This window comes from Flavitalea antarctica, from assembly GCF_054461535.1.
This window is the reverse complement of sequence record NZ_JBTLQG010000012.1, coordinates 23,297-46,615: the sequence shown is the minus strand read 5'-3', so window position 1 is coordinate 46,615 and position 23,319 is coordinate 23,297. Positions and strand designations below refer to the sequence as shown.

The window sequence follows — 23,319 nt, the reverse complement described above, 5'->3', positions numbered from 1 at the left end:
CCCACTGCTAACATCAGCAACAACTTTGACTCCACTTACCACCTCCAGTCACCCGCGATTGTAAGTGCTTCCTTCAGATTGTTATCAAGGAGAAATTGTTTTGTTTGTTCATCATTGAATTGAGCTGCCGGTAAGCTGGGCGCATTTCCCATCGCATAGATCATCATTGAACTGAATCTAACCTGGTTCACCATCCACTTTTTCTCGATGATGTCAATACCATCACAATCTGCATGATAGCAACGGCCGATGTCTTCGCTAAGTTCACCGGTTGACGTGGCAGTCGGTATGCCCTGTAACATAAATGGTTCGTGGTCGCTATGAAGCCCGGCCCTTCCGGCACCACTGCGGTTCCTGAATGAAGTATCAACGGCTTTTATTTCTTCGCCTGTTTGTTTGAAAAAGGCTTCAGCTTCCTTTCTTCCGCCCGCCGTAAAACCATTGGCATTGCCTGCCATATCAAAATTGAAGACATAACCGACCTGTTGTAATGTATTGGTTTTTTTTGCCTGGTCCACATAAGCATTGGAACCGAGTAAGCCCTGCTCTTCTCCCATAAATAATACAAACTCAATTGTGCGATCGCATTGCAGGTTCAGCTTTTTAAATGTGCGGGCCATATCTATAATCGAAAAAGATCCGATGCCATTATCAGCTGCACCTGTAGCAAGGTCCCAGCTATCAAGATGCCCACAGATCACAATCTTTTCGTTAGGAAATTTCTTTCCGGGTATTGAAGCAATAACATTCCTTGCCTTGATCTTCCCGCTGAAATTGCTCATCTCAATTTTCGCCGAAAATGTTCCGGCCTTCATCGCTTCCTTAATACGCATACCTTCCTCAAAACTGATACAAACGGCCGGGATTGGATTTAGCTTGCCCGTGACTGAAGCAGTACCGGTTAACAGAATGCCTCCTTTTACGCCATTAAATAAGATCACTCCCGTTGCACCATATTTTATAGCCAGCGCCGTTTTTTCTGAACGATGCAGATTTACCAATCCTGCTGGAGAGCCAGGCAACAATCCCAAAGAAGCAAAAACGATTTTACCTTTCGCCTTCCCCGGATCGGCAAGATATTCAGCTTCCAGGCCATTGCCCATGTCTGCCAACTCTGAGCTGATATTTACTTTGACAGGAGAATGCGCAAGCGCTACACATTTGATCTCCGAAGTTGCATTTTTAGAAGCATCAGTTAACTGAAGCCTGACTGTACCCCTGCTCCAACTTTCAACTTCAAAGGGTTGAAATCTCACATTATTATATCCATACGCTTTAAGCAGATCATATGAGTACTGTTCCGCTTTTTTACCATTTGCAGAACCAGTTAGGCGATGGCCGATCTTTTTACTCGCCCCACTCAACTTTTCATAAGCGGTGGAATTGGCGAGCACCTCATTATTTATTTGTTGAAAGACTGTCGCATTACTGGTAGACAGGTTATCTTTTAATGAGTGCTTAGCTGATGTGCCCGACAAAGAATTGCCGGTTCCAGAACCACTGATTGAGGGACTAATGTTTTGAGAATAAGCGAAGTTCGCAGCAATCGTAGCCGCGACTAACAATCCGGAGGACCTGATCAATGCCATAGCAGTTTTTGTTTTGGTAACGCTAAAAATAACCAATAATGAGCAAACGTACCCTCAATCATATCAGTTGCCGGCTAAGTTTTTTGAGCATTTTATATATAATGGTCATCATGATTGTAAAGGCAAAAATCATTGCCCATGCAGCCCGGTTATCGATGGGATTTAGCACCAGCAGCCAGATGTTTTCCACCAGGCTGAATGGATTAGAAATAATGTCCCAGCTGTTGAAACGTAGATAACGACCAAGATACACGCCAAACGAATTGAGAAACATTATTCCACCGGCAAACAGTCCTTCACGAAGCCCGGGAACTATCAACGATAGATTTTTTTCCATTTGCCTGACCGATAAAAAGCCAAGTATCATTCCATTCCAGGCAAAAGACATGAGGAGAACCAGGTCAAACCACAAGGGTATGCCTTCACGTTGGAAGAGGTGAAATAAATCAGTGATCATGTAAAAAGCATTGGGTATTAGAAGAAGCCACACAATAAACAACACTGCAAACCCAGGCTTGCCTTTCACATCATGCGCGGATGGACTAAATATTTTCAGGAGCTGGTATGGCAGATATGCCAGGAAAAGATTCCAGGGCATGAAGATGAAAACAGGTTCACCGGTGTACCAGACCCTGAAGATAACCAAAGACAAACTAAACAAGATAGCGTAGCCGAGCAGCCGGTCAATTTCAGATTTGATAAAATTTAGCCGCGTAATATACAGGAGGATGTTTAACGTTTTCAACTTATAAAAATTTGGGAATAAAAATAATGAGGGCGACCGCTACCGCTGTGATTGCAGCAATCAATACCGCCCCGGATGCAAGATCTTTGATGAACCTGATATCGGGATGGCGTTCGAGACTGATATAATCCATTACTCTTTCAATACAGGTATTGAATATCTCAGCAACCCAAACAAAGCCGATAGCAAACACTATTGCAAGCAGCTCAGTTTTAGTAACCCCTATCCAGGCTGAAAAAACCAGCACTACGATCGTAGCAACAAAATGTATCCACGAGTTGTGTTCCTTTTTGAAAAAGGCCGCGAGGCCATCAAAGGAAAATTTGAAGCTCCGGATCCTTGACCGGAAGGAAAATTTTTCATCATTCATATTGTTCGTTTAGTTTTCTGTCCTACACGCCCCAGGCAAAGTTCAATCATAACACCCTACGACGCCAGAAAGCGCTTTGACTTGCAAAGTATAAAGGCAAAAAAATTTACTTCATGCCTCGAATCATGTTTTCAAGCGCTTCGATATGGTCGCGGAAAGCTTTTTCCCCGGCCCGGGTAATCGAATAGGTGGTATTGGTTTTCCGCCCGATAAAACCCTTGTGCACCTTTATATAACCGTTTTCCTCAAGGTTTACCATATGAGAAGCCAGGTTCCCATCGGTCACCTCCATCATCTGTTTCAAATCGTTAAAACTGATTTCAGGGTTCACCATGAGTATGCTCATCACACCCATGCGGATGCGACTTTCAAAAATTTTGTTCAGATGTTCGATCGGGTTCTTCAAAACTTAAGTTTTATTAGTACTGGTGGATGCTGGCTGCTATTTCCGGTCATATTTCCACCACATGATCACTCCATAAAATATATGTAAAAACCCAAACCCAATTGTCCAGAAAATGAGGCTATATCCAGGCACCCACAGATTGATCAGCCCGAGAATTATCTCACCATACCCGAGATACCTGATTTCGCCCAAAGTATATTTGCTGCCGTTTACCAGCGCGAGCCCATAAAAAACAAGACAGGCCGGTGCCACGAAAACAGTTGCACCATGATACATAAGACCCATGATAAATATACCCCCGGCCGCCAGGGGAATCATAGTGTTTATCATCAATCTCCTTGCGGTCAGGTCCCAGACGGACAGGTTGTTTCTCCTGGCACGGCGATAAGTGAAAGCGAAAGCCAGCACCAGCGCACCCACAAACACTCCTCCCGCGATTGTCATCAGGGATTTTTCCAGTTCAAGAACCGAGCTGTTATCTGCATAAGACCCCGTACCTGCGTTAAAATCATTGATCTCCCTCCATCCCAGCCAGGCCCCCACCAAAGCGCAAATGCCGGCGGCAATCCCACTAAAGCCACTCAAAGAAATGAAACGGGATGATCGTTCCATCATTCTTTTTATGTCCTGAAGGGTATCCAGCTGCTGATTTGCTTCCATATAGAGTGCTTTGTACTGCAAAGTACAAGCTTTTTATTGGTGATTCCAAACAGATTTACAATTTCTTTCGGTAATGATCGTCAGAACAAAGGCACAGTGGGATTGTTAACATAGCATTAAAGCGCTTCAGGGTGCATACCCTGAAAGATGAAGTGCCGTATACCTAACATTAACAATCCGCTGTGCAGCGATCCGTCAGGAATGATGCTCCTCGGGCTGAAAAGGCTCTTTAACGGGCGATTTGTAAATAGGATTAACAACCATAGCGTATTTTTGAAGTATGATCGTTCGTGTCAGACAGATGTTCAGATTTTTTGCAGTTTTCATTCTCTTGATCGTTGGCATAAATGTTTCGGCACAGGTTAAAATTTTAAGGGGTGTCATTAAAGATGTGCATAGCCTGGAGCCTGTCCCCTTTGCATCCATAGAATTTAAAAAAACTTCTACCGGTAAACTCAGCGATTCAGCGGGTGCCTTTGAGTTCCGTTTTAACGAATGGCCAAAAGATACCGTCCTGGTTACTTATGTCGGTTACCAGGATTTCCTGCTGCCGATCGATTCTAATCTTGTTAAAAATGCGAAGAATAATATTATAGATATAACCATCCAGCTTGAGCGGGGGAAATATGCGGCGGAAGTAGTGGTCAGGAAAACGATTGATCGTGGATACCTCATGTGGAAGAGAATTGTCAGAAGAAAACCTTTCAATGACCGCTATCGTTTTGAAAATTTTGGATACGAACTGTATAATAAGCTCGAAGTCGACATCAAGAACCTCAAGCCCAAAAATCTTGAGAATATCCCTTTGCTGAACCTCAAAAAATTCAATTTTGTCTTCAATAATATAGATACAACAGAAGAGGGCAATCCTTATCTCCCGATCTATCTTACCGAAGCAATTTCCGACTATTATTACCAGCGTTCCCCTCAGCGCAGAAGAGAGGTGTTCAAAGGCACGAAAACTCTGGGCGTAAACAATGAAAGTGTGTCCAAGCTCCTGGGTGGTATGGATCAGAACATAAATTTCTACAACAATTTTATCCCCGTGATGGATAAAAAGTTTATCAGCCCGATCAGTGATAACGGTGATAATTATTATCGTTACAAGGTGCTGGATACGCAGATCGTGGCCGGGCGGCGGCTGATACATTTCACTTTCACTGCCAAACGACAAGGAGAAAATACTTTTGAAGGGGATTGCTGGATACATGATACAACCTTTGCCGTTCAGAAGATGAACCTGCGGCTTTCGAAGAATGCGAATATCAATTACGTTGACAAGCTAAGCCTGATCCAGGAATATAAACTGATCAATGACTCGATCTGGTTTCTTTCAAGGGATAAATTCGTGGCAGATCTCTCTGCACTGGGAGAGAAAAGTTTGTCTGCGATTGGGCGGAAAACAACTACATATGAAAAAGTTGTTGTCAACAGCCCGGCCGTAGTCGCCGAACTGGATAAGAATACCAGGATAGAAGAAACGATACTGCCTGATTCGGCAAGGTTCGTGTCTGATTCATTCTGGGTTCAATCGCGGCACGAAGATCTCACAACAAGTGAGAAAGCGCTGTACAATACCATCGACACACTGCTTAAGATGCCCGAATTCCAAACCCTTACAAAAAAAGTGAATTTCCTCACTACAGGATACCTGAATATCGGTAACTACCAGATCGGCCCATGGTTCAATTGGATATCCTACAATGTCCAGGAGGGTACAAGGGTACGTTTTGACCTCGGTACCAATAAACATTTCAGTAAAAAGATCTTACTGCATAGTTATCTCGCTTACGGATTTTATGATCAGAAATTTAAATTCCAGGTGGATGGAATGTATATGTTGAAACGCAGCCCGAGAACATATATTTATGCTTCGTGGAAAAATGATATTGATTACGGCCAGTTCTACTATGACCAGTTTACGCAGGATAACATATTTGCGCTGGCGATAAGGAAGAGTGGTGTTCCTATTAAGTTCATGATGACCAATGAACAAAAGATCAACGTTTTCAAAGAATGGAAATCCGGCTTTTCGGTGCTGGTGGAGGGTATGCACAAAACGTTTGAACCCCTGCAAAATCTGCCGCCCAAGACCAATTTTGAAGATGACCTGATAACCACTGAATTTTCAGTAAAGCTCAGGTATGCTTATCTTGAAAGATATCTGGAAAGTACATTTTACAGGTATAGTCTCGGAAGTCCGTTGCCTATAGTCGACCTCAAATACACACGGGGCATCAAGGACATATTGGGTAGTAGTTATAACTACCATAAGATCAGCGGAAGTGTTTCTGATTACTCGGATATTGCTCCGTTTGGTAGTTTGTATTACAATGTTTTTGCGGGAAAAACTTTTGGCAAGCTACCATATATGTTATTGGATGTTGCACCAGGTAATGAGATCTATTATTACAACAAATATGCATTCAACCTGATGAACAGGTATGAGTATATACAAGACCGTTATGTAGGCGTGAATATCGAACATAATTTTGGCAATGGAATATTCAGGTTTGCACCCTTTATGCGTAAGCTTAAATGGCGCCAGTTCTGGAGTGCCAAAGCACTGATGGGCAAACTAAGCGCAGAAAACGAAGAATACAATAAGGACCTTAGTGGTATATACCCTCCTTTTGAATCACTGAATGGAAAAGTCTATCTCGAATTGGGAACCGGTGTTGACAATATCTTCCGGTTTTTCAGGGTTGATTTTATCTGGCGCTTATCACCAACACCCTTACCTGAAGAGAAGGCAAAACGTTTTGGAATTTTCGGCAGTTTCCGGTTTGCGTTTTAATTATCTTTTTTAATTACCTTTTGCAATCAAAATCCGGTTGCATGTCTTCAAAGTATATAATGTCCCTGGACCAGGGAACCACAAGTTCGAGGGCAATATTGTTTGACCATTCAGGTAATATTGTAGCAGTTGCTCAGAAAGAATTTACTCAGCATTATCCGCAACCCGGCTGGGTAGAACATGATCCGGAGGAAATCTGGTCAACGCAATTCAGCGTGATGGCAGAAGTAATGGCTAAGGCCGGGATCAAGACAGATGGCGTTGCAGCCATTGGAATTACGAACCAACGCGAAACCACAATCGTGTGGGACCGGCATACCGGTCATGCCGTCTATAACGCTATTGTGTGGCAGGACAGGCGAACCGCAGCTTACTGTGATGAGTTAAAAGCGAGTGGGCACTCTCCCATGATCCAGCAAAAAACCGGTCTTGTTACAGATGCCTATTTTTCGGCGACAAAGCTTAGATGGATACTGGATAATGTAAGTGGTGCCAGGGCAAAAGCAGAAAATGGTGATCTCCTTTTTGGCACAGTAGATAGCTGGCTCGTTTGGAAGTTAACCGGGCGAAAAGTTCATGTTACTGATGTCAGCAATGCCTCCCGCACTATGTTGCTGAATATTCATACCTGTGAATGGGACCATGAGTTGCTGAAGCTTTTCAACATCCCGGTCAAAATGTTACCTGAAGTGAAGCCATCCAGCAAAACCTACGGAGTAACGGATGCCGTTGTTAACAATGCCAACATTCCGATCTCCGGTATCGCGGGTGATCAGCAGGCTGCTTTATTTGGCCAGATGTGTACAAATCCGGGGATGGTCAAAAATACATATGGCACTGGTTGCTTTATGCTGATGCATACGGGGGAAAAAGCTGTTGCTTCGAAAAACAATCTCTTGACAACAGTTGCCTGGAAACTTCATAACAAGGTAGAGTATGCGCTGGAGGGAAGCATCTTTATAGCCGGCGCGGTAGTACAATGGTTACGCGATGAATTGCAGGTACTCCGCTCTGCGGCAGAAATTGAAGCATTGGCTTCAGAAGCGAAAGACAACGATGGAATCTATTTTGTTCCTGCGTTTGCAGGGCTTGGCGCTCCTCACTGGAATCAGCATGCAAGGGGTGCTGTGTTTGGGTTGACGCGCGGTACATCAAAAAATCATATAGCATTGGCTGCCCTCGAAAGCATAGCCTACCAGACCATGGATGTTTTAAAAGCAATGGAAGCCGACTCTGGAATTTCTATCAAAGAATTAAGGGTTGATGGAGGTGCAACAATCAATAACCTCCTGATGCAATTTCAATCAGACATTCTTCGGGTTCCGGTGATACGGCCCAAAATAACCGAGACAACAGCACTCGGTGCAGCTTACCTCGCTGGTCTTGCGATAGGTTACTGGGACAGTATCCCCGAGATCCAGAAGCAATGGCAGGAGGATAAAGCATTTATACCGGCTATGCCTGAAGAACAAGTCCAACAGCTGATCAAAGGGTGGCAGCGGGCGGTTAAAGCGAGTATCGCCTGGGCAGAAGACAAATAAACATCTAATGATGTATATCGGATTATGAGCGGGTTGTGAGTAGTGAATTAACCAGTTATTTAATTTAATAATGAGAAGAGAAGATTTAATCACACAACTTGACCAATATAGTGGTACCTGGGATATCTGTATCATTGGTGGTGGTGCATCAGGGCTTGGAACCGCGGTTGATGCAGCCTCGCGCGGTTATAAAACCATTCTGCTCGAAAAGTTTGATTTTGCAAAAGGAACTTCTTCCCGTTCAACCAAGCTTGTACATGGTGGTGTGAGATATCTGCAGCAAGGCAACATAAAACTGGTAATGGATGCCCTGAAAGAAAGAGGGGTGATGAAAAAGAATGCCCCGCATCTTGTCAAAAACCAGTCATTTATTGTCCCGAATTACAAGTGGTGGGAAGGCCCGTATTATGGCCTTGGTCTTAAGGTTTATGACTGGATGAGTGGAAGTCTTGGCCTTGGGGCATCAGAATGGCTTTCTACTGAAGAGGTGCTGCAACATGCTCCCACGCTCGATCCTGACGGATTGAGAGGTGGAGTAATGTATCACGACGGCCAGTTTGACGATTCAAGACTGGCGCTTAATCTTGCCCAGACTGCTGTTGAACAGGGAGCGGTTGTCCTCAATTATTTTGATGTCACCTCCTTTATAAAATCCGGAACTGATATTGCAGGCGTAGTTGCCAATGATGTAATTGGTAACAGGTCGTATGAAATAAAAGCAAAGGTAGTTGTCAATGCGACCGGTGTTTTTTCGGATAGTATTCAGCAACTGGATGAACCTGGGAAGGAATCAACCATAACACCCAGCCAGGGAATTCATATTGTGCTTGACAAAAATTTCCTGCCCGGAACTTCGGCAATCATGATTCCAAACACAGATGATGGACGCGTGCTGTTCGCCGTTCCATGGCACCAGAAAATAATCGTCGGTACTACGGACACACTGGTTGATGATATTCTGAGTGAGCCTTTGGCAAGGGATGAAGAGATTGAATTCCTGATCACTCACGCGGCAAGATATCTTACTAAAGATCCTTCTATAGATGATGTAAGAAGCATCTATTCGGGTCTGCGTCCACTTGTAAAAAATACAGCAAAAAAAACAGCCGAGATTTCACGTGATCACTCTATCATTATTTCTGACTCCGGTCTTGTTAGTATCGTTGGCGGTAAATGGACCACTTACCGAAAGATGGCTGAAGACACAGTAAACACCGCAGCGGTCCAGGCGAGGCTTCCATACAAAGATTGCGTGACTACAGATTTAAGCATACATGGCGGCCAAAGTCACAGCACAGAAACGGGTTCAAATTACTATTACGGCGCTGATATCCCCCTGATAGAAGAACTTATGGTGCAGGACGAATCACTACGATCGCTGATACATGAGCGGCTTCCATACCGGAAAGCGGAGATTATATGGGCGGTAAGAAAAGAAATGTGTATGACCGTGGAAGATGCTTTGAGTCGTAGGACCAGGGCATTATTATTAGATGCAGCGGCGGCGGTTGAGGCAGCACCTGTGGTTGCAGCACTCATGGCTGCTGAAATGAATTATGACCAGGCATGGATTGATAAGCAGTTGCGGGAGTTCAAGGAGATTGCAGCCTCTTATCTCCCGAAAAAATGAGTTGATGTTCAGCGAGCTTGTCCGTTCTGTGCCGTTGAGTTCGATGTTATACGTTTAAGTTCGGTGCTGTGCCATTGTGTTCGATGTTGTTCGCGTAAGTTTCGTGCTGTGCCGGTAAGTTCGATACTGTTCGTTTAGGTTCCGTGCTGTGCCGGTAAGTCGATACTGTTCGTTTCGGTTCCGTGCTGTGCCGGTAAGTCGATACTGTTCGTTTAGGTTCCGTGCTGGGCCGGTAAGTCGATACTGTTCGTTTAGGTTCCGTGCTGGGCCGATAGTTTCGATCCTGTTACATTAAGTATTGCTTATTAAATTCGAAGTTTCCATATTTGTTATATAATTTCCGCACAGAAATTTACTTGCTATACGAAAAATAAAAACTTGCTTATGAGTCCCTTTCTCGGAGAATTCATTGGAACTATGTTATTGATCATTCTTGGAGATGGCGTTGTTGCAAATGTTATCCTTGACAAAACAAAAGGTTATAATGGAGGTTTGATGTCCATTACTTTTGGTTGGGGAATGGCAGTGTTTGTTGGCGTCTTTACTTCTGTTAACCTTGGCGGCGGGGGTCATTTAAATCCGGCGGTGACGCTTTCCATGGCTTACCTGGGCAAGCTTGACTCATCGCTTGTAATGCCCTATCTCGGGGGACAGTTCCTCGGTGCCTTTGTTGGCGCTGTGATCGTTTGGGCAAGTTACCGTCAACATTTTGATGCCACCACGAATGCGGATACTAAACTGGGAGTATTCTGTACTTCACCTTCAATAAGAAACACTTTAAACAACATCGTAAGTGAAGTTGTGGGCACTTTTGTGCTGGTCCTGGGGGCTTTGTTGCTGATCAAACCCGAAACTAAACTGGGAACATTGGATGCCCTTCCCGTTGCCTTGTTGGTAATAGGTATTGGATTGTCACTCGGTGGGCCCACGGGTTATGCAATCAATCCTGCCCGTGATTTTTCTCCAAGGCTTGCACATTTTATTCTTCCGATCCGTGGTAAAAGAGACAGCGACTGGGCCTATGCCTGGATACCCGTCGTGGCACCAATAGTCGGCGCCTTCATAGCAGCTTTCTTATTTCAACTCATAACTCACTCATAACTCATAACCCATCACTCATAACTTCCTTACCCCTTCCTGTATTACGCCACAGGCTTTTCTTATTTCTTTTTTGGAGATCGTGAGCGGAGGCGCGATGCGCATACAATTTGGTGCAAACAGAAACCAATCCGTCAACACGCCATTTGCAATACAGGTGTCGATCACCTTTTTGTTTGTTTCAAAGCTATCGAATTCCAGTGCCATCAGTAATCCGGCGGACCGCAATGTGCATCCTTCGAGATTACCAATCAGTTTGTGAAACAGGGAACGCTTGCTTTCAATTTTTTTTACAAGTTCCTTGTCTGACAATACTCCGAAAGCTGCCAGGCCCGCCGCACAACTTACGGGATGACCGCCAAAAGTGGTGATATGCCCGAGCACCGGATTAAGTGTGAAATGGTCCATCAGCTTTTTATCTGCAATCACGGCGCCTAATGGCATGCCTCCGCCAAGTGCTTTACCCAATAAAATCACATCAGGAATAACACCATATTTTTCAAAACCCCAGACCGTTCCGGTTCTTCCAAAACCTGTCTGGATCTCATCCATGATCATCAATGCACCTGTCTGATTACATTTTTCCCGGATGGCTTTGAGCCAGTTTATTTCGGGTTCAATAACTCCTTTTTCTGCCTGGACAGTTTCGAGGATTACGCAGGCTGTGGAAGTTGTAATTGATTCAATAGCGGATCCCGCGTTATATTCTTCGTGTAATATTCCGGGTAGTAATGGCCTGTATGCATTCCGCCAGTATTCATCGCCGATTATGCTCAGCGCGCCCTGAGTGGAGCCATGATAGCTTTGATTGAAAGCCACGATCTGCGTGCGCCCCGTTACCCGCTTGGCAAGTTTCATGGCTCCTTCTGTTGCTTCCGCCCCCGAGTTTGTGAAATACACTGCATTCAGGCTTAATGGCAGGTGGTCCGTTAAGAGCTTCGCATACCGGACCTGCGGACTTTCAATCATTTCCCCATAAACTAATAAATGCAGGTATGCATCAACCTGTTTTTTTATGGCCTTTGTTACCTTCGGATGGCGGTGCCCGACATTGCAAACACTTATTCCGGCTATCAGATCTATATATTTATTTCCATCGGCATCCCACATCAAACTACCTTTTGCCTTCACGATTTCCAGGCCGATTGGCGCCGGTGAAGTCTGCGCTACGTGCTTTAGAAATAATTCTCTTTGATTCATCCGTTCTGTTTTAGTTTTCCCTTGTGGCCCGAACCTTCGTACGCCTGCCCGGCCGTCAAATTTCCGCAAAGATGTTTAAAGCGCTGCTTTAATTTTCTCTTCGTTCAGGTCATGGCCCGATTTTATCAGATATTTGCTTTTCAAGTAAACTCATTTCCCGGATGGCCACAATACTTCATGTCGAAAATGTTTATCCTCAATTTGGCTCGAACTGTTTTCTTGCTCCGAACGCAACCATAGTGGGCGATGTAGTTACTGGTGACGATTGCAGCATCTGGTTCAACGCAGTGGTAAGGGGAGATGTTAACAGCATCAGGATTGGCAACAAGGTAAATATCCAGGACGGCGCGGTCATTCACTGTACATTTAAAAAAACGCAGGCGATCATCGGGAACAATGTTTCAATTGGTCATAACGCTATTGTCCATGGTTGTATCGTGGCAGACAATGTGTTGATCGGTATGGGAGCCATCGTTATGGATAATGCACAGATAGGCAGTAATTCCATTATAGCGGCCGGTGCCGTCGTGCTGGAGGGTACAATTGTTGAACCGGGAAGTATATATGCCGGGGTTCCCGCAAAAAAAGTTAAAGATGTTTCGGAAGCGCATATCAGTGGCGAAATCAACAGGATAGCTGAAAATTACCTCCGGTATTCAGACTGGTTCCGCGACCAGGTTAACAGTGAACACTTGTAACTTCCAATTAATCTTTATAGTTTTATCTGTCGCTAATCTCAAAGACAATTTATGAAAACAACCGGCCTGACCCTCTTTTTCATCGTTTTTGCAGTTGTGTTGATTTTCGGGTCTTCCTGTAGTCCGAAATATGGTTGTCCCAGTGGCGCTGTTGGCGCAGAACAACTTTTAAGTGGCGAAAAGGTCAAAAAGCAAAAAAAATTCAAGGCTTAACCCATCAAACTCCCTCCCCAAAAAGAAATCACACCCCTTTATAATCACCCTAAATCCTACCATTATGAGCCTAACCCTCCGTACCGATTTTGGTTGCACGGAAGCCATTATCGATGATGATTGCGGCCTTAAAAGATTTTACGAAGTTGCCAACATTCTTTCTGATGATCTCGAGATCAAATTCCAAAACAAAGAAGACGACTTTGACACCCTCACCTGGGACTTTCACTTTAAAGGATCGACGCTTACCTTACATTACAACATTTACACGGGCATCTCTCTTTACCCACGCAAATTCCGCGAGGCACCCCGGAGAGAAAATGACGCTGTAATTGAAGTTGCAAACTTTCTTGAGAACAAGCTGATGGTACATTCTCTTCGCCGTTATGCCTCATAACGTATCGGCAATAAGAGACTAGTAGCCTTTCTCATCAATGGATTCGAGAATGTTATAATAGCTTACATATCTTTCTTCGGAAATACGGCCCTCTTCCAGGGCCTTTTTTATTGCACAACCAGGTTCATCAGTGTGAAGGCAGTTATTAAACTGGCAGTCGCCGATAAGCACCCGCATTTCGGGGTAGTAATGCGACAATTCCTGTTTAGAGATATCGACGATCCCAAATTCACGCAATCCGGGGGTGTCGATGATTTTTCCACCCACCGGGATATCAAACATCTCTGCGAAAGTGGTTGTGTGCATCCCCTTTCCACTCCAGTCGCTCACCTCCCTGGTCTTAAGTCCGAGTTCCGGGAAGATGGTATTAATAAAGGACGACTTACCTACCCCGGAATGGCCACTCATAAGCGTGACTTTTCCTGCAAGCGCCGCGCGGGCTTCGTCGGTTCCTATGTTGTTGGGTATTGACATCAGTATCACTTTATATCCTACCGATTCATAAATAGACTGAAGCTGTTCAAATCTTTCCATTTCTTTTTTCCGGTACAGGTCTGCCTTATTGAAGATGATGATGGCCGGCACATGATAGGCTTCACAGGTCACCAGGAAACGATCTATAAATCCCTGCGATGTTTTCGGATCTTTCAATGTTGCGAAAAGAATTGACTGATCAAGGTTGGCAGCAACAATATGATGCTGATACTTATTATGTGGTGACTGGCGGTTGATATAATTTTTTCGTGGAAGGATCTCCGTGATGGTGACCGAATGTTCCAGTTCATTCTCCATCTCAATGTTGATTTTATCCCCCACAGCAATCGGGTTCGTGGATGTTATTCCATCGAGCTTGAAAACTCCCTTCATCCTGGCATTGAAAATCTTACCATCTTCGGTCTTGGTTACATACCAGCTTCCGGTTGATTTATATATCGTTGCTTTCATCACTCGTTTTTGTTGCTCTCACCCTACCCGTAAATTTGAACATGTCATGGAAATTTCTTCAGAACTGTAAGCCTCAACACCATTTCCAGCACCAGCAAAAATATCGCAGCCAGCGCAAACGGGTAGAAGCGCTCTGTAAATCTTCTAAGCGCTGTAATTTCAACCTTTGATTTCTCGAGCTTATCTATCTCCTGGTAAATATTCCGCAGGCTCGAGTTGTCACGTGCCCTGAAATATAAGCCACCGGTTTGTTCAGCGATATCCCTCAGCAAAGGTTCATTAATCGTTACTTTTTGCCGTTGCACTACAACAGTGCCTCCGCTACCCTGTACAGGAGTCTGGGCATACCCATCACCTCCTACACCAATGGTGTAAACCTTGATACCATAAGATTTTGCGATTTCCCGGGCAGCAGTCGGGTCTATCAGGCCACCCTGGTTATCTCCATCCGTGAGCAATATGATAATCTTCGATTTGTTTGCACTGCCTTTCAGTCTTTCTACACTGGTGGTGATTCCATCACCGATAGCCGTACCATCTGCCAGGATGCTGCTTTGAGCACTGAAAATTTGATTTTTAAGTATGGCCTTATCGGTGGTAATCGGTGAAACGGTAAAGCTTTCTCCTGCGAAGATCACCAGTCCGATGCGATCTGTCGCCCTATTCTCTACAAATTCCGCGGCAACCTGTTTCGAGGCTTCCAGGCGGTTCGGCGAAAAATCCTGCGCCAGCATGGAACCACTCACATCCATGCACAGTACAATATCGATTCCCTCACCGCTCTTCAATTCCTCATCATTACGTGTTTGCGGCCTTGCCAATGCAACGACCAGGCAAATCAGTGCAAGCATTCTCAAAACAAAAGGAGCATGTCGCAGGAAGTTTTTCCATGACCTGTTATCCCGAAATGACTGTAATGATGACACCCTTAGTTTCGCCTGTAACCCACTTGTTTTGACAAGGTACCAGTAGATCATCAATGGCAATAACAACAGCAACCCAAATAAATAGGGATAAGCAAACTCTATATTTTTAAACCAGTCGTATACCAAAATGTTTTTTATTATCTCCGGATATTAAATCCGGGGTTATTGGTTATTATGAATCCCGTTGTCATTAAACCTTTATTCCCGGACATCATCATGCAATCGCCCTTGGCTTATTTTTTTCAGGGGAATCTTTACTTGTTCCGGCTGAAGCGTTGACGGGAGCGTTTAAATTGTTCAGGGTTTTAATTGATGTATTGATCACTTCCCAGTTTTGTTCGTTATCGGATTGTGCCGGCTGATACCTTGCAAACTTCACAAAATCACTCATCCTCAGGGTTTGGGCAAGCTCATTGAAGCGCTCCTTACTCATCCCGGACTGCCTCAATTGAAGTATCAGCTCATTATTGGTTTTTTCAAGTGATGTGATATCCATGGTACGATTTACGTACACACGGAAGATGTCATTCAGTTCAGTGTAATAATTTTTTACCGCGGCTGGCTGGCTCCAGTCCATTTGTTTAAGTTTTGCCAAAGCATCCATAGCCTGCTCGTAGGGCGGTAACAGAGGAGTCGCAGTAATTTTGCCTGCTTCACTTGTTTTTTTCTTTCGCATCAACCAGATGATCACTGCAATCGCTAATAATGTTATCGCCCCGATGATCCAGGGCACAAGGTCAGTGCTGTTGTTCTCTACCTCTTCTATGGCTTTGATGTCTTTATATTCCGCTGCAGGATCAAAGTTTTTATAGGCAACATCTATGATGAGACTGTCAGTAAGATAAATCCTGTCTCCTACCTTCATCTCAAGAGGCGGAAACAAAACGCTGCCTGAGTCAAAGCTGGTGATAACAACAGTCTGCTCCAGCTTCTTGTTATCAACATTCTCGATAGTGTCCAGTTTTCCTTTACTAATGAACTCAAAGCGTGGAATGGTATCAAGGGCAAACCAGGTTACTGGTTCACCAAGCGGAGCATAAGCCTGCAGGGTCAAAGTGATAGGTTCCCCTATCAATATCTTATCACGGTCCACCGAAGCCTTAACACTTACCTGGCTATAGGTGGAGAAGACCGTAAAGAACAATAACGAAACTGTTATTATATGTTTGAGGGAAAAATTCATGTACTACTTATTCCTGCCGATAAAAAACTTCTTTAACACTTTCACATAGTCTTCGTCCGTCGCTATATGTAACAGATCCGATCCGGATTTCAGAAAAACAGTTTTGCAGTATTCGGTATGTTGAAAGAAAGCGGATTGATACTGTTGGCGCACCGAAGCATCGCTGGTGTCAACAAACGCCGTTTTTCCCGTTTCTGCATCCTGAACCTCTACCAGTCCTATGTCAGGAAGGCGCATTTCCATTTTGTCATATACTTTTATTCCGACGATATCATGCTTCTTGCCGGCAACCTTCAGGGCATCTTCAAAACTGCTATCCAGGAAATCACTTAAAACAAAGGTGATTGACCGCTCACGCGTTGAATTATTAAAACGACGCAACGCCTCACCAAGGCTTGTACCTTTTCGTTTAGGCATGGAAGTTAGCATCGACCTTACCATATACAAAACATGATCACGTCCTTTTTTTGGAGGTATAAACAATTCAACTTTATCAGTGAAAAGAATAACTCCTACTTTGTCATTGTTACTGATCGCGGAAAATGCCAGCACTGCGCCAATTTCTGTAACCAGGTCCTTTTTCCTCGCATGGGTTGTACCAAACATGGAGCTGGCACTAACATCTACGAGCAGCATTACGGTTAATTCTCTTTCTTCTTCAAATACCTTGCTGAAGGGATGATTGAACCTTGCAGACACGTTCCAGTCAATAAACCTGATGTCATCACCATGATGGTATTCCCTGACTTCCTTAAACAACATACCCCGGCCCTTAAAAGCGCTGTGATACTCACCCGTAAATATATGACGCGTAAGTTTTTTGCTTTTTATTTCAAGCTCACGAACTTTTTTTAATATTTCAGCGGTTGTCAGCATTATTGGTAAATCCGATAGTCAGTATTTTTAGTAATCCGGTAATCAGCATTTCTGGTAAACCCGATAGTGTGCATTTCTGGTATATCAGGTCGTCTGTTGCTATTAAATCCGGTAGTCTGCATTTTTTTACATCGCGTTACCGATTTCATCATTGTCGTTTATGGAACCTGGATAACCTTTAGAATCTCATCGATCACATTTTCAACGCTTACATTTTCAGCTTCGGCTTCATAGGTAAGTCCAAGGCGATGACGAAGAACTTCTTTCGAGATACTTCTTACATCTTCAGGGATAACAAATCCTCTCTTATTCAGGAACGCCTGCGCTTTGGCCGCCAGTGCAAGGTTGATGCTTGCACGAGGCGAGCCACCATAACTGATCAGGGGCTTTAGTTTCTCCAGCTTGTATTTCTCCGGGTATCTTGTCGCGAAAACAATGTCGAGAATATAATTTTCAACTTTTTCATCCATATACACGGCTCTCACCAATTCTTTCGCCTGGTTTATTTCCTGGACCGAAACAACCTGGCCAACCTCCGGTCCTCTGATGCCCTGCACATTTTGCCGGATAATCATTTGCTCTTCCAGTTTGGACGGATAATCCACTATCACTTTCATGATAAACCTGTCTTGCTGTGCCTCAGGTAACGGATATGTGCCTTCCTGCTCAAGTGGGTTCTGTGTGGCCAGGACCAGGAAAGGTTCGTCCAGTTTGTAGGTTCTTTCGCCGATGGTAACCTGCCTTTCCTGCATTGCCTCAAGTAAAGCACTCTGGACCTTCGCCGGTGCCCGGTTAATTTCATCCGCGAGGATAAAATTGGCAAAAATAGGACCCTGCCGAACGATAAATTCGTTTTTTGATTGATTATAGATCATTGTTCCTATCACATCCGCAGGTAAAAGATCAGGAGTGAACTGGATCCGGCTGAACTTAGCGTGGATCGCCTGGGCCAGTGATTTTATTGCCAGTGTTTTCGCAAGTCCCGGTACCCCTTCAAGCAACACGTGTCCATTACTCAGCAGTCCGATCAGCAGGCGATCAAGCATGCCATGCTGACCTACTATCACCCTTCCCACCTCATCACGGAGACGGTCAATGAAAACACTTTGATACTGGATCTTGTCATTTAACTGACGGATATCATCGGCTGTAAGAACCATACTTGGAATTTATGCTTATTTATAATTTCGTCTTCGGATAGGAAAACCTGACAGGGACGCAAAATACAAACAAAGCCAATGCCAATGACGGCTTCAGTAGATAAAAGGCTCATAAAAAGCGATTTGAGTGCAAATGAGCACTAACTTTCCACTTTAATCGCCCAACGAACACAATAAAAGAGCCGTCTGGCAGTTAAAAAGGATTGAATCCCCTGTTATAAAAAACTTTTTATGAAAAAATGGTTTACCCGGTCTGCAGTGATACTTTTATCTGCAAGTATATGTCTCACCGCCTGTGACAAAAACGATGATAACGACGAAAAAGCCAAAACCAACACCGACAAGCTCACCCTGGCCGCCTGGAAATATGATAAGGCTTCACTTGATGTTAATAAAGATGGCACCGGTGATGTCCCGGTTCCCGATTCTGAAATTGAAGCTTGCGAGCGGGACAACCTGATTACATTCAAGGCTGATAACACTGGTACTGTAGATGAGGGGCCAACCAAATGCGCCTCCTCAGATCCGCAGTCCACTGGATTTCTCTGGACATTCAAAACTAACGAGACCGTCATCAATTTTCCTACAGCGATTCTTGCCGGGGTTGATGGTGATGTTACCATCGTATCACTGACTGAAACTTCACTGGTTCTCAAAAGAGAAGTTGATGGTGTTCCTGTCTTCATTTCGCCATCGGGAACAGCCAACATTATCCTTACGCTTAAGCACTAGACCCGCGCGATCTACTATGATTTGCATGGCTGGAAGTCCGGATGCAGATACTAATTGCAGATGCAGTCATTAAATAACAAGTCCCTGATTCAACAAGTACCGGACGGTCTTATTGAGCCAGGGACTTTAAATTTCTATTAAGACAAATATTTCCCGACAATTGGCATCCTCCTTCCTACTCCGAAAGCTTTGCAACTGACCCGTATGATAGGACAAAATTGATTTCTTTTGTACTCGTTGGTGTTCACCAGCTTCAATGTTTTATTCACCACAGCTTCATCTATGCCCATGGCAATGATATCTTTTGGTCCCTGTCTTTTTTCTATATACTGGTATAGAATTTTGTCGAGGATTGAATAATCCGGAAGGCTGTCACTGTCCTTTTGGTTTGGTCTTAATTCGGCAGATGGTGCCTTTTCGATAATATGCGCAGGGATGATCTCTTTGTTTTTATTGATAAAACGGGCAAGTGCATAAACCTGTGTTTTGTAGACATCACCCAAAACACTAAGGCCACCCGCCATATCACCATATAATGTTCCGTAACCTGTTGCCAGTTCACTTTTATTTGAAGTATTCAAAAGAATATAGCCAAACTTGTTGGCTATGGCCATTAGTAGGTTCCCGCGGGTGCGGCTTTGCAAATTTTCTTCGGCCACACTAAACGGCAGATCCTTGAAAGCCGGCTTTAAGGCGGCCATCAGTGAATCATAAACTCCCTTGATTTCTATTATCTCATAAGGGTTGTTGAGGCGCTGACTAAGCAATTCCGCATCTGATATTGAATGAGATGTTGAATACTGTGATGGCAATAATACCGCACGTACATTTTCATGACCTATCGCCTCGACTGCCAAAGCAAGCGTCACTGCACTGTCGATGCCACCTGATGAACCAAGTATTGCCTTCGTGAACCCAAGTTTGCTGAAATAATCGCGTATCCCCAGAACGAGTGCCTGGTGGATCTCCGCAATATTCTTTTCCGCAATCATATATTCCATGATCCGGTCAGGATCGTTCAGTTTGAACACACGCATCTCTTTATCGAACTGACGGTCAGGGTTAAGCGAACCGCTGGTGCTTCCGCTATCCTTGACAAAATCGTCAGAATCATAAACGGTGTAATCTTCCTGGAAATAAGCCAGCTCTTTAACTATCGTTCCATGGGCGTTCATCACCAGGCTTCCACCATCAAAAACGATCTCGGTTTGTGAACCCACAGCATTACAATAAAATATGGGTAGTTTGTACTTCAAAACATTCGCGCGGATTATTTCTTTCCGGTCATCATCATGATCATAGTCGAATGGTGATGCAGAAATATTGATCATCAGGTCCGGCGATTGCTCCATGAGGATGTCCATCGGGCAGATCCGGTATAGTGGATTATCCCCAAGGTTCCAGATATCTTCACATATGGTAAGCGCAATCTTTTTGCCTTTAAATGGAATTACGTTCCACTGGTACGCAGGTTCGAAATAGCGGTTTTCATCGAAGACATCATAAGTTGGCAATAACGTTTTCTGAGTTGTTGCCAGTACTTCTTTTTCGTAAAGAAACCATGCAGCATTAAACAGGCTTTTACCTTCGCTGATAGTATTTCTTTGCGGCGCACCAACTATTACTGCGATAGTATCAGCATGCTGTTTGATCTCATTTATCGCTTCGTCACATTTATTGATAAAGTCTTCAAATTCCAGGAAGTCGCGCGGAGGGTACCCACAAACAGACAGCTCTGTAAACATGATAATATCAGCACCATCATTTTTTGCTTTTTTTATCGCTTCAATTGCCTTTCTTGTGTTTGATTCAAAATTGCCGATGTGATAATTTTGCTGTGCTAATGCTATCTTCATAGTTCAAAATTAAGTCAAAATATAAACGGGTGATCTTAAAAAAATATGCCATTCACCGAAACAATTCAACCTATGAGAACCTGCAAAAACCACCTTTTGTTTCTTAACCAGATCACAAGACCTAAGCTTCGACAGGTAATAATTGCCACCATCTTTGCGATTAGCCTGGCGGCCTGCAGCGGATCAGATGCGCCGGATGTTTCCGACATAGAAGTGAACCTGGAACTGCAGCGCTTCGAACAGGATTTTTTCACCCTCGATACCAATGATCTTGAAGGTGGTCTTGCTAAGCTTCAGGCAAAATATCCTGTGTTCCTTGCTGATTTTATTCAAAAAGTCCTTGGGCTCCCACCGTTAAACAGCGGCCAGCCGGAGACGCGGACCCTCATCACCAAGTTTCTTTCAGATTACCGGCCCATCAAGGATTCAACTGACAAGGTTTTTAAAAATTTTGAAGAGCCAAAGGAGGCAATTTTACAGGGACTGAAATATGTGAAGCATTATTTTCCACAGTATAAGACACCGGAGAAGCTCATCACATTTATTGGTCCATTGGACGCATATTTTGAAGGCTCGACGGCTGGCTATGGTGATGCACTTACCACTGACGCATTGATCATAGGCCTGCAGCTACACCTGGGCAGTAACTTTTCCGTCTACAGATCGGAAATGGGACAGGCTTTATTCCCGGCTTACATTTCGAGAAAATTTTCGCCGGAATACATACCTGTAAATGCCATGAAAAATATTGTCGATGATATCTATCCAGACAATACTGTAGGCAAGTCACTGGTTGAAAAAATGGTCGACAAAGGAAAGCGACTGTACCTGTTGGACAGATTTATGCCACAGACAGAAGACACTCTTAAAATTGGTTACACGGAAAAACAATTAAAGGGCTCCTATGACAACGAAGGTTTGATCTGGAACTTCATTCTTACGAACAGTCTGGCATACAATACAGACCCCTCAATAATTAAAGGATACATTGGGGAAGCGCCGAATACAGCAGAGCTTGGAGAAGGTTCTCCCGGCTATATCGGGCTGTTTATCGGGAGGCAAATAGTAAGAAAATACATGGAGAAATATCCAGCTACAACCTTACCCGAATTGATTAAACTTGATCCGAAGAAATTATTTGAACTGAGTAAATACCGGCCGGGATAATGAATTAAACCGGGGTCACGATTAAAATTGTCCTGCAAGGTTTCCAGGAACATCGGGCTTCCTGCCCAGTTGGCGCATGAACCGGAAATGTGACGCGACAGCCTGTGACATCGTTGGAAACTCAACATAATTTATACCGTGTTTCTCACAGCTTTCACGAACTATCTTACTTATTGCAGGGTAGTGAACGTGGCTTACACGCGGAAATAAGTGGTGTTCAATCTGGAAATTGAGACCACCCACAAACCAGGAAATTACTTTATTTGTTGGTGCGAAGTTGGCAGTAGTTCTCACCTGGTGAATGGCCCATTCATTCTCAACAATTTTATCATCGATGCCAGCAGCTTCAAATTCTGTATGCTCAACAACGTGAGCAAGCTGGAACACAATGGCAAGTGTAAATCCAAGAACCACATGCATACAGGCAAATCCAATCGCCCATGGTCCCCAGCCTACAGCCATCACAGGTATCACAATATAGAAAAGAACATACATTGCCTTACTGAACCAGAACGTGAAGTGATCCTGGAAAGTCATCTTTTGCAACTGGGTAGTGTATACTTTACCAGAGAAATACTTGTTAAGATCCATCATAAAAACCCAGGCGAAAGAGGAGATTGCATAAACCAGTACTACATAGATATGCTGGAACCGGTGAGCAGGTACCCATTTTTGAGTTGAACACTGACGCATAAGCGGGCTCTTGGCAATATCATCATCAATGCCATCAACATTCGTATATGTATGATGAATAATGTTATGTTTGAATTTCCAGATGAAAGCATTACCGCCCAGGGCATTCAAAGTCAGGCCAAGGGTATCATTAACCCATTTCTTACTAGAGTAACTGCCATGACACGCATCATGCATGATATTGAAGCCAATGCTTGCAAGGATAAATCCGAGGAGGCAGGATAAGGCTACACCAAGCAAGGGTGGTATGGATACCGTTAATAAGACTATGTAGATGGTAACCGCTGCCGGGATAAGTGTGGCAGCTTTCAAATACAAACTGAAGTTCCCGGTCTTCTGAATTTTGTTTTCGACGAAATAATTATCAACTGAACGTTTAAGCTCGTTGAAGAAAACCTTGTTTTTGTTGTTGAAGCTAAACTTTGACATTGGATGTT

At 44.0% G+C, this 23,319-nt stretch carries 22 protein-coding genes; 9 read left to right on the top strand and 13 right to left on the bottom strand.

What is annotated here, in order from left to right:
• Nucleotides 1–35: 35 nt before the first annotated feature.
• From ACX0G7_RS13160 to ACX0G7_RS13140, 5 genes are all read right to left on the bottom strand, one after another.
• Nucleotides 36–1,589 carry a M28 family peptidase gene (locus tag ACX0G7_RS13160; RefSeq protein ID WP_458923948.1) on the bottom strand — a complete coding sequence of 518 codons (1,554 nt, stop codon included), beginning with the start codon at nt 1,587–1,589 and terminating at the stop codon, nt 36–38.
• Between the two features lie 58 nt (nt 1,590–1,647).
• Nucleotides 1,648–2,334, bottom strand: a complete 687-nt coding sequence (locus ACX0G7_RS13155; RefSeq protein WP_458923947.1) for a DUF1361 domain-containing protein — start codon at nt 2,332–2,334, stop codon at nt 1,648–1,650.
• A 1-nt stretch (nt 2,335) separates the two neighbouring features.
• Nucleotides 2,336–2,704 carry a diacylglycerol kinase gene (locus ACX0G7_RS13150; RefSeq protein ID WP_458923946.1) on the bottom strand — a complete coding sequence of 123 codons (369 nt, stop codon included), beginning with the start codon at nt 2,702–2,704 and terminating at the stop codon, nt 2,336–2,338.
• A gap of 106 nt (nt 2,705–2,810) precedes the next feature.
• The gene (locus ACX0G7_RS13145) at nt 2,811–3,110 is read right to left on the bottom strand and encodes a winged helix-turn-helix domain-containing protein (RefSeq protein ID WP_458923945.1); all 300 of its coding nucleotides are present in this window, start codon (nt 3,108–3,110) and stop codon (nt 2,811–2,813) included.
• Nucleotides 3,111–3,146: 36 nt separating this feature from the next.
• Complete coding sequence (locus tag ACX0G7_RS13140) at nt 3,147–3,770, bottom strand: hypothetical protein (protein ID WP_458923944.1); 624 nt, start codon at nt 3,768–3,770, stop codon at nt 3,147–3,149.
• A 280-nt stretch (nt 3,771–4,050) separates the two neighbouring features.
• On the opposite strand from ACX0G7_RS13140, the gene ACX0G7_RS13135 reads away from it, so the two are divergent.
• From ACX0G7_RS13135 to ACX0G7_RS13120, 4 genes are all read left to right on the top strand, one after another.
• Nucleotides 4,051–6,567 (top strand): DUF5686 family protein, encoded by a 2,517-nt coding sequence (locus ACX0G7_RS13135; protein WP_458923943.1) that lies wholly within the window; start codon nt 4,051–4,053, stop codon nt 6,565–6,567.
• Between the two features lie 41 nt (nt 6,568–6,608).
• Nucleotides 6,609–8,108: a glycerol kinase GlpK gene (glpK, locus tag ACX0G7_RS13130; RefSeq protein ID WP_458923942.1), complete on the top strand. Its 1,500-nt coding sequence runs from the start codon at nt 6,609–6,611 to the stop codon at nt 8,106–8,108.
• 70 nt (nt 8,109–8,178) lie between these two features.
• The gene (locus ACX0G7_RS13125) at nt 8,179–9,738 is read left to right on the top strand and encodes a glycerol-3-phosphate dehydrogenase/oxidase (RefSeq protein ID WP_458923941.1); all 1,560 of its coding nucleotides are present in this window, start codon (nt 8,179–8,181) and stop codon (nt 9,736–9,738) included.
• 384 nt (nt 9,739–10,122) lie between these two features.
• Nucleotides 10,123–10,839: an MIP/aquaporin family protein gene (locus tag ACX0G7_RS13120; RefSeq protein WP_458923940.1), complete on the top strand. Its 717-nt coding sequence runs from the start codon at nt 10,123–10,125 to the stop codon at nt 10,837–10,839.
• Nucleotides 10,840–10,854: 15 nt separating this feature from the next.
• Here ACX0G7_RS13120 and ACX0G7_RS13115 read toward each other — a convergent pair whose 3' ends face one another.
• Complete coding sequence (locus tag ACX0G7_RS13115; RefSeq protein ID WP_458923939.1) at nt 10,855–12,036, bottom strand: aspartate aminotransferase family protein; 1,182 nt, start codon at nt 12,034–12,036, stop codon at nt 10,855–10,857.
• A gap of 161 nt (nt 12,037–12,197) precedes the next feature.
• Here ACX0G7_RS13115 and ACX0G7_RS13110 point away from each other — a divergent pair, with 161 nt between their 5' ends.
• The 3 genes from ACX0G7_RS13110 to ACX0G7_RS13100 all read left to right on the top strand — a co-directional run bounded on the left by ACX0G7_RS13110 (nt 12,198) and on the right by ACX0G7_RS13100 (nt 13,344).
• Nucleotides 12,198–12,734, top strand: coding sequence for a gamma carbonic anhydrase family protein (locus tag ACX0G7_RS13110; protein ID WP_458923938.1), 537 nt, complete (start codon nt 12,198–12,200; stop codon nt 12,732–12,734).
• Between the two features lie 51 nt (nt 12,735–12,785).
• Nucleotides 12,786–12,947, top strand: coding sequence for a hypothetical protein (locus ACX0G7_RS13105; RefSeq protein ID WP_458923937.1), 162 nt, complete (start codon nt 12,786–12,788; stop codon nt 12,945–12,947).
• A 64-nt stretch (nt 12,948–13,011) separates the two neighbouring features.
• Nucleotides 13,012–13,344: a DUF3630 family protein gene (locus ACX0G7_RS13100; protein WP_458923936.1), complete on the top strand. Its 333-nt coding sequence runs from the start codon at nt 13,012–13,014 to the stop codon at nt 13,342–13,344.
• A gap of 18 nt (nt 13,345–13,362) precedes the next feature.
• Here ACX0G7_RS13100 and rsgA read toward each other — a convergent pair whose 3' ends face one another.
• The 5 genes from rsgA to ACX0G7_RS13075 all read right to left on the bottom strand — a co-directional run bounded on the left by rsgA (nt 13,363) and on the right by ACX0G7_RS13075 (nt 18,434).
• Nucleotides 13,363–14,289, bottom strand: a complete 927-nt coding sequence (gene rsgA, locus ACX0G7_RS13095; RefSeq protein ID WP_458923935.1) for a ribosome small subunit-dependent GTPase A — start codon at nt 14,287–14,289, stop codon at nt 13,363–13,365.
• A 44-nt stretch (nt 14,290–14,333) separates the two neighbouring features.
• Nucleotides 14,334–15,341, bottom strand: coding sequence for a vWA domain-containing protein (locus ACX0G7_RS13090; RefSeq protein ID WP_458923934.1), 1,008 nt, complete (start codon nt 15,339–15,341; stop codon nt 14,334–14,336).
• 88 nt (nt 15,342–15,429) lie between these two features.
• A complete protein-coding gene (locus tag ACX0G7_RS13085) occupies nt 15,430–16,398 on the bottom strand; it encodes a hypothetical protein (protein WP_458923933.1) in 969 nt (322 codons plus the stop codon).
• A 3-nt stretch (nt 16,399–16,401) separates the two neighbouring features.
• Nucleotides 16,402–17,274: a DUF58 domain-containing protein gene (locus ACX0G7_RS13080; protein WP_458923932.1), complete on the bottom strand. Its 873-nt coding sequence runs from the start codon at nt 17,272–17,274 to the stop codon at nt 16,402–16,404.
• 158 nt (nt 17,275–17,432) lie between these two features.
• Complete coding sequence (locus ACX0G7_RS13075; protein ID WP_458923931.1) at nt 17,433–18,434, bottom strand: AAA family ATPase; 1,002 nt, start codon at nt 18,432–18,434, stop codon at nt 17,433–17,435.
• Nucleotides 18,435–18,665: 231 nt separating this feature from the next.
• On the opposite strand from ACX0G7_RS13075, the gene ACX0G7_RS13070 reads away from it, so the two are divergent.
• On the top strand, nt 18,666–19,166 hold the full coding sequence (locus ACX0G7_RS13070) for a lipocalin family protein (protein WP_458923930.1): 501 nt from the start codon (nt 18,666–18,668) through the stop codon (nt 19,164–19,166).
• A 137-nt stretch (nt 19,167–19,303) separates the two neighbouring features.
• On the opposite strand, the gene ACX0G7_RS13065 is transcribed toward ACX0G7_RS13070, so the two are convergent.
• Complete coding sequence (locus ACX0G7_RS13065; RefSeq protein ID WP_458923929.1) at nt 19,304–21,022, bottom strand: NAD+ synthase; 1,719 nt, start codon at nt 21,020–21,022, stop codon at nt 19,304–19,306.
• A gap of 72 nt (nt 21,023–21,094) precedes the next feature.
• On the opposite strand from ACX0G7_RS13065, the gene gldB reads away from it, so the two are divergent.
• Nucleotides 21,095–22,189 carry a gliding motility lipoprotein GldB gene (gene gldB / locus ACX0G7_RS13060; protein WP_458923928.1) on the top strand — a complete coding sequence of 365 codons (1,095 nt, stop codon included), beginning with the start codon at nt 21,095–21,097 and terminating at the stop codon, nt 22,187–22,189.
• Nucleotides 22,190–22,210: 21 nt separating this feature from the next.
• On the opposite strand, the gene ACX0G7_RS13055 is transcribed toward gldB, so the two are convergent.
• Nucleotides 22,211–23,311 carry a fatty acid desaturase family protein gene (locus ACX0G7_RS13055; RefSeq protein WP_458923927.1) on the bottom strand — a complete coding sequence of 367 codons (1,101 nt, stop codon included), beginning with the start codon at nt 23,309–23,311 and terminating at the stop codon, nt 22,211–22,213.
• Nucleotides 23,312–23,319: the final 8 nt, after the last annotated feature.

Excerpts from the sequence above, each read along its gene's own strand:
- rsgA (WP_458923935.1), bottom strand. The coding sequence starts at position 14,289 with ATGAAAGCAACGATATATAAATCAACCGGAAGCTGGTATGTAACCAAG.
- ACX0G7_RS13135 (WP_458923943.1), top strand. The coding sequence starts at position 4,051 with ATGATCGTTCGTGTCAGACAGATGTTCAGATTTTTTGCAGTTTTCATT.
- gldB (WP_458923928.1), top strand. The coding sequence starts at position 21,095 with ATGAGAACCTGCAAAAACCACCTTTTGTTTCTTAACCAGATCACAAGA.
- ACX0G7_RS13085 (WP_458923933.1), bottom strand. The coding sequence starts at position 16,398 with ATGAATTTTTCCCTCAAACATATAATAACAGTTTCGTTATTGTTCTTT.
- ACX0G7_RS13070 (WP_458923930.1), top strand. The coding sequence starts at position 18,666 with ATGAAAAAATGGTTTACCCGGTCTGCAGTGATACTTTTATCTGCAAGT.
- ACX0G7_RS13065 (WP_458923929.1), bottom strand. The coding sequence starts at position 21,022 with ATGAAGATAGCATTAGCACAGCAAAATTATCACATCGGCAATTTTGAA.
- ACX0G7_RS13120 (WP_458923940.1), top strand. The coding sequence starts at position 10,123 with ATGAGTCCCTTTCTCGGAGAATTCATTGGAACTATGTTATTGATCATT.
- ACX0G7_RS13105 (WP_458923937.1), top strand. The coding sequence starts at position 12,786 with ATGAAAACAACCGGCCTGACCCTCTTTTTCATCGTTTTTGCAGTTGTG.
- ACX0G7_RS13110 (WP_458923938.1), top strand. The coding sequence starts at position 12,198 with ATGGCCACAATACTTCATGTCGAAAATGTTTATCCTCAATTTGGCTCG.
- ACX0G7_RS13100 (WP_458923936.1), top strand. The coding sequence starts at position 13,012 with ATGAGCCTAACCCTCCGTACCGATTTTGGTTGCACGGAAGCCATTATC.
- ACX0G7_RS13140 (WP_458923944.1), bottom strand. The coding sequence starts at position 3,770 with ATGGAAGCAAATCAGCAGCTGGATACCCTTCAGGACATAAAAAGAATG.
- ACX0G7_RS13150 (WP_458923946.1), bottom strand. The coding sequence starts at position 2,704 with ATGAATGATGAAAAATTTTCCTTCCGGTCAAGGATCCGGAGCTTCAAA.
- ACX0G7_RS13125 (WP_458923941.1), top strand. The coding sequence starts at position 8,179 with ATGAGAAGAGAAGATTTAATCACACAACTTGACCAATATAGTGGTACC.
- ACX0G7_RS13115 (WP_458923939.1), bottom strand. The coding sequence starts at position 12,036 with ATGAATCAAAGAGAATTATTTCTAAAGCACGTAGCGCAGACTTCACCG.
- ACX0G7_RS13160 (WP_458923948.1), bottom strand. The coding sequence starts at position 1,589 with ATGGCATTGATCAGGTCCTCCGGATTGTTAGTCGCGGCTACGATTGCT.
- ACX0G7_RS13055 (WP_458923927.1), bottom strand. The coding sequence starts at position 23,311 with ATGTCAAAGTTTAGCTTCAACAACAAAAACAAGGTTTTCTTCAACGAG.
- ACX0G7_RS13080 (WP_458923932.1), bottom strand. The coding sequence starts at position 17,274 with ATGCTGACAACCGCTGAAATATTAAAAAAAGTTCGTGAGCTTGAAATA.
- glpK (WP_458923942.1), top strand. The coding sequence starts at position 6,609 with ATGTCTTCAAAGTATATAATGTCCCTGGACCAGGGAACCACAAGTTCG.
- ACX0G7_RS13075 (WP_458923931.1), bottom strand. The coding sequence starts at position 18,434 with ATGGTTCTTACAGCCGATGATATCCGTCAGTTAAATGACAAGATCCAG.